The organism is uncultured Oscillibacter sp. (genome assembly GCF_910587525.1).
Classification (GTDB): domain Bacteria; phylum Bacillota; class Clostridia; order Oscillospirales; family Oscillospiraceae; genus Oscillibacter.
Genome location: NZ_CAJULS010000164.1, coordinates 1 through 4352, shown reverse-complemented (window position 1 = coordinate 4352; position 4352 = coordinate 1). Strand labels below are relative to the sequence as shown.

Genomic DNA, 4352 nt, shown 5'->3' with positions numbered 1-4352 from the left:
TGGTCCATTACCTTGTCCCAGTTGTGCTCTGTGTCAATGCGGGAGAGGTACTCCGGGTGGAGGTGGTCGGTGACCACCAGGCCGGAGAAGCCGTGGCGGACATAGCGGTCCACCACATCGGCGGCGAAGAGATGACCGCATCTGCTGGTCTCTGCCGTGTGGGTGTGAGGGTCGTAGAGATAGCCGTTCATATGAGATCTGCTCCCTTTCTTTCCTGGGGGTCCGGCGTAGCTGTCGGGCATCCCTTGATTTATTCTCCGTGTCCGGATGGCTTGCGCCGCTCCGGTCCGCGTGGTAAAATAGCAGACAAGGACCGGTCAGTCCAGCGTCCGGCAGGTGCCCCGCTTCACAAGGCCGGGCAGAAGGATCTGGTGGACGTATCCCTGGGTGCCGTGTTCGATCTTGTCCCGCAGCATATCTACGGCCTGGACGGCCATCTCCCGCAGGGGCTGCTCGATGGTGGTCAGCTCAATGCGGGGCAGCTCCGACGAGGGGATGTTATCAAAGCCGATGAGGCTGAGGTGCCCAGGGATATCAATCCGCAGTTCATCCGCCGCCCGCATGACGCCCAGGGCATGGGAGTCCGTGGAGGCGAAAATGGCGGTGTAGTCGATGGCCCGGGAGAAGAGATCTCTTGCCATCTGGTAGCCGTTGTTGATGGAGGAGCGGCTGTACTCGCTGTTGAAAAACCGCTGCTGAAGGCCCAGCTCCTGGCAGGCCCGCATATATCCCTCCGCCCGCAGCTGGTGGGTGGTGGTGCGGCGGCGGCCGAAGTACAAAATGTCCCGGTGACCCAGCTCGTAGAGATATTTGGTGCCGATGTAGGTGCCCCGGCTGTTGTCTACGGTGACATAGCTCTGGGGCTGGTCCCGCAGGTTTTCGCTGACGAATACGGTGGGTACCTGATCGGTGTAGGCCCTGATATTCTCGTAGGTCTGCGGCCCCTGGGGTACGATGAGGATGCCGTCTACCTGGCGGCCCAGAAGCAGTTTGACCACTGTTTTCTCCTGTCTCAGGTCCGGGCCGGAGTTGCAGAGCATGATGTTATAGCCGTGCGTCCGGGCGCTCATCTCCGCGTGATAGGCCATCTCGCTCATAAATTGGTTGTCCACAGAGGGAACCACCAGGCCGATGAGGTCCGTCTTTTTCATCACCATGGAGCGGGCCACATAGTTTGTAGTGTAGCCCATCTCGTCGCAGAGCTTGATGATGCGCTCCCGGGTGTCACTTCCGATCTGGGGACTGCCGGACAGGGCCCGGGAGACGGTGGCGTAAGAGACGCCGGCAGCCTTTGCCACATCTTTTAACGTTACGCTTTTCATGGATTTTAACCATCCTCCCCGATCCGGAAAATCGCAAACGTTTCCGTTTTATATTTTGCGGCTGGCAAAGCGCATACTGCTGCCAGCCATATGACAAAAGCATATATGATTTTCCTGCTATTGTCAATAACAATCTGATTTTTTCCGCCTTTTGGGCATAAAAACGAAAAAACTGCCCCACTCTTTGGCATTTGGGATATTGACAAAGAGCCCGCTGTTATTTAGAATAAAAACTGTAAAAGGACGCAAACGTTTACAGATTTGCTCCCACCGCTGGAAGACGGGGCCCGGGAGGCTCTCCGGCGGAGTTTCCGCGGATTTTGAGATTCGTAAATACTATTTGAAGGAGGACTTTGAAATGACCCCGGATATTCAGACGATTTTCTTTGATGTGGGCAATACGCTCCGCATCGTGCTTAAGGAGCAGGATTTTATTGACAGGGCAGAGGCCGGCCTCATGGAGCTGATTCAGACCAAGGAGAGCCACGATGAGCTTTTTGCCAAGCTGGAGGAGCGGTGGAAGAAGTACCGCAAGATGTCCAAGGAGACGCTGCTGGATGCCTCCGAGGGCGAGCTGTGGACCCAGTATATGCTGCCGGAGTACGAGCCCAACATGATTTTTGCCAACGCCGCCCGGCTCACCCGCCTGTGGCGTGACCACGACGGCCGCCGGGTGGCCCGGCCGGATGCCGTTGCTACCATCAAAGAGCTCAGTGCCCGGGGCTACACGCTGGGCATCATCGCCAACACCGTCACGGAGACGGAGATCCCCGACTGGATGGCCGCCGACGGCGTGGCCCAGTGCTTCAAGACCACCATTCTCTCCTCCAAGGTCCGCCTGCGCAAGCCCAACCCGGAGATTTATCACCTGGCCTGCCGCTGCATCGGCACCCCGGAGGCCAACTGCGCCTACGTGGGCGACAATCCGGTCCGGGACGTGGAGGGCACCCAGGCCGCGGGCTTCGGCATGATGATCCGCATCGACGAGCCGGACACCCTGAACAATGAGCACGCCACCGGCAAGGAGTTCACCCCTGACCACGTCATCACCGCCCTGTCTGAGCTGCTGGACATCTTCCCCGCCCGTACTTAAACAAGGAGGAACGCTATGGATACGACAAAGCGTTACAAGGCCGTCTTCTTCGATCTTGGGGGAACCCTCCGCATTGCCCTGCTGGAGGAGCCCTGGATGCGCCACGCCCGCCGGAAGATGGCGGAGATCGCCGGCTCCCCTGTTCCTTACGAGGAGTTCTACCAGATGATTGAGGAGCGCTATGAGCCCTACCGCAAATGGGCCCTGGGTGAGAACAAGGAGTCCGGCGATGAGGAGCTGTGGTGCAAGTGGCTGCTGCCGGACTACGATCAGGCACGCATCAAGCAGGTCTGCCATGAGCTGAGCTTCCAATACCGCCAGTGCAAGGGCCGCCGGGTTGTCGTAGACGGCGGCGTGGAGGTCATCAAGGGCCTCCATGAGCGGGGCTACAAGCTGGGAATTATCTCCAACCTGATCGGCGAGAACGAGGTGCCGGACTGGCTGGAGGAGGACGGCCTGGACCAGTATTTTGATACGGTCATCCTCTCCTCTGTGTGCCACATGCGCAAGCCCTGCTTTGAGATTTACCAGCTGGCCGCCAAGGAGATGGGCGTGGAGCTGAGCGAGTGCGTGTCTGTGGCGGACAACATCAAGCGGGACATCCCCGGCGCCAAAAAGGCCGGCGTGGGCTGCAACATTATCTTCTCCTCTCCTGAGAAAAAGCATCCCGTGGAATTTACCGAGGAGAACCGCCCCGACGCGGTGGTGGAGGACTTCCGGGAGATCCTGAATCTGCTGCCGCCCCTGAATTGAATGGATTTGGAGAACGTCCGGGGGCAGAGGGCCTCCGGGCGCGCCTCCCGTTTTCCATAGGATTACAACAATAAGGAGGCTGATGGAACATGAACACTGACATCAGATACATCTTCCTGGACCTGGGGGGCACCTTCCGGGTCATCGACGAGGACCCCGGTTACCTCTCCGCCGCCCGGGCGAAGATCGCGGAGCTGTGCGGCGTGGAGACCGACGACCCCAACCAGTGGTTCAGCGATGTGATCGACAAGCGGTACGACAAATACCGGGAGTGGGCGCTGAAATTCATGTGCGAGGCCCCGGAGGAGGTCCTGTGGACCCGCTGGCTGGCCTTCGATATGGACCGGGAGCGCATCTTGAAAAACGCCGCGGAGCTGACGTACCAGTACCGCCAGACCAAGGGCCGCCGTACCGTGGTGGAAGGCGGCGCCGGGACTGTGAAGGAACTGTGCGCCCGGGGCTATACGCTGGGCATCATCAGCGACCTGGTAGGCAAGCGGGAGGTAGATGAGTGGCTGGACGCCGACGGCCTGCGGCCCTATTTCAAGACTGTCCAGCAGTCCTCCATCACTTATGTCCGCAAGCCCGGCCCGGCCATCTACTACTATGCCATGGAGGAAGTGGGCGCCCAGCCGGAGAACTGCTGCTATGTGGGCGACAACCTGAACCGGGACATCGTGGGCGCCAAGGCCTGCGATTTCGGCATGACTGTCACGGTGCAGTACAATAAAAACAAGCCCCTGAAGCTGACGGAGGAGAACATGCCCGACGGCAAGGTCTACACTTTTCCCCAGCTGCTGGACATCTTTCCCGCCTGCGGAAAGGTGGCTGTTGACAGGCTGATTCTCCCCAACGACGGACAGTGATTCTTTTTCCTGAGAGAAAAAGAACCAAAAAGAACTTTGTCCCGCTGTCAGGTCTGGTAATCATCAGGGCGAAGCAGTGGCAACGAAAGCACATTTATCGATACAGGAGGTTTTTTGATATGGCAGACATCAAACGCGGCGGCGCTCAGCTGGCTGAGGCCGTCAAGAGGGCATACGAGCTGGGTCAGGACGACTACCACCTGGAGCCCATGGTTTTGGTAGAGGACGGGAAGCCTGTGGGCAAGATCTCTGACGGCGACGCCGCCATCTTCTGCTGCCGCCGGGGCGAGCGGGAGATCGAGCTCACCGAGATGTTCA

Annotated in this window: 4 protein-coding genes and 2 pseudogenes; 4 read left to right on the top strand and 2 right to left on the bottom strand. The window is 59.0% G+C overall.

What is annotated here, in order from left to right:
* A pseudogene (locus QZ326_RS11575) lies at positions 1-191 on the bottom strand (histidinol-phosphatase); the annotation flags it as partial.
* Between the two features lie 126 nt (positions 192-317).
* A complete protein-coding gene (locus QZ326_RS11570) occupies positions 318-1322 on the bottom strand; it encodes a LacI family DNA-binding transcriptional regulator (RefSeq protein ID WP_295745338.1) in 1005 nt (334 codons plus the stop codon).
* 358 nt (positions 1323-1680) lie between these two features.
* On the opposite strand from QZ326_RS11570, the gene QZ326_RS11565 reads away from it, so the two are divergent.
* From QZ326_RS11565 to QZ326_RS11550, 4 genes and pseudogenes are all read left to right on the top strand, one after another.
* Positions 1681-2415, top strand: a complete 735-nt coding sequence (locus QZ326_RS11565) for an HAD family hydrolase (RefSeq protein ID WP_295745335.1) — start codon at positions 1681-1683, stop codon at positions 2413-2415.
* Positions 2416-2430: 15 nt separating this feature from the next.
* The gene (locus tag QZ326_RS11560) at positions 2431-3168 is read left to right on the top strand and encodes an HAD family hydrolase (RefSeq protein ID WP_295745332.1); all 738 of its coding nucleotides are present in this window, start codon (positions 2431-2433) and stop codon (positions 3166-3168) included.
* 89 nt (positions 3169-3257) lie between these two features.
* The gene (locus tag QZ326_RS11555; RefSeq protein WP_295745328.1) at positions 3258-4034 is read left to right on the top strand and encodes an HAD family hydrolase; all 777 of its coding nucleotides are present in this window, start codon (positions 3258-3260) and stop codon (positions 4032-4034) included.
* Positions 4035-4153: 119 nt separating this feature from the next.
* Positions 4154-4352: pseudogene (locus tag QZ326_RS11550) on the top strand (phosphoglycerate mutase (2,3-diphosphoglycerate-independent)); the annotation flags it as partial.

Coding starts and splice junctions, on each gene's coding strand:
- QZ326_RS11560 (WP_295745332.1), top strand. CDS start 2,431: ATGGATACGACAAAGCGTTACAAGGCCGTCTTCTTCGATCTTGGGGGA.
- QZ326_RS11565 (WP_295745335.1), top strand. CDS start 1,681: ATGACCCCGGATATTCAGACGATTTTCTTTGATGTGGGCAATACGCTC.
- QZ326_RS11570 (WP_295745338.1), bottom strand. CDS start 1,322: ATGAAAAGCGTAACGTTAAAAGATGTGGCAAAGGCTGCCGGCGTCTCT.
- QZ326_RS11555 (WP_295745328.1), top strand. CDS start 3,258: ATGAACACTGACATCAGATACATCTTCCTGGACCTGGGGGGCACCTTC.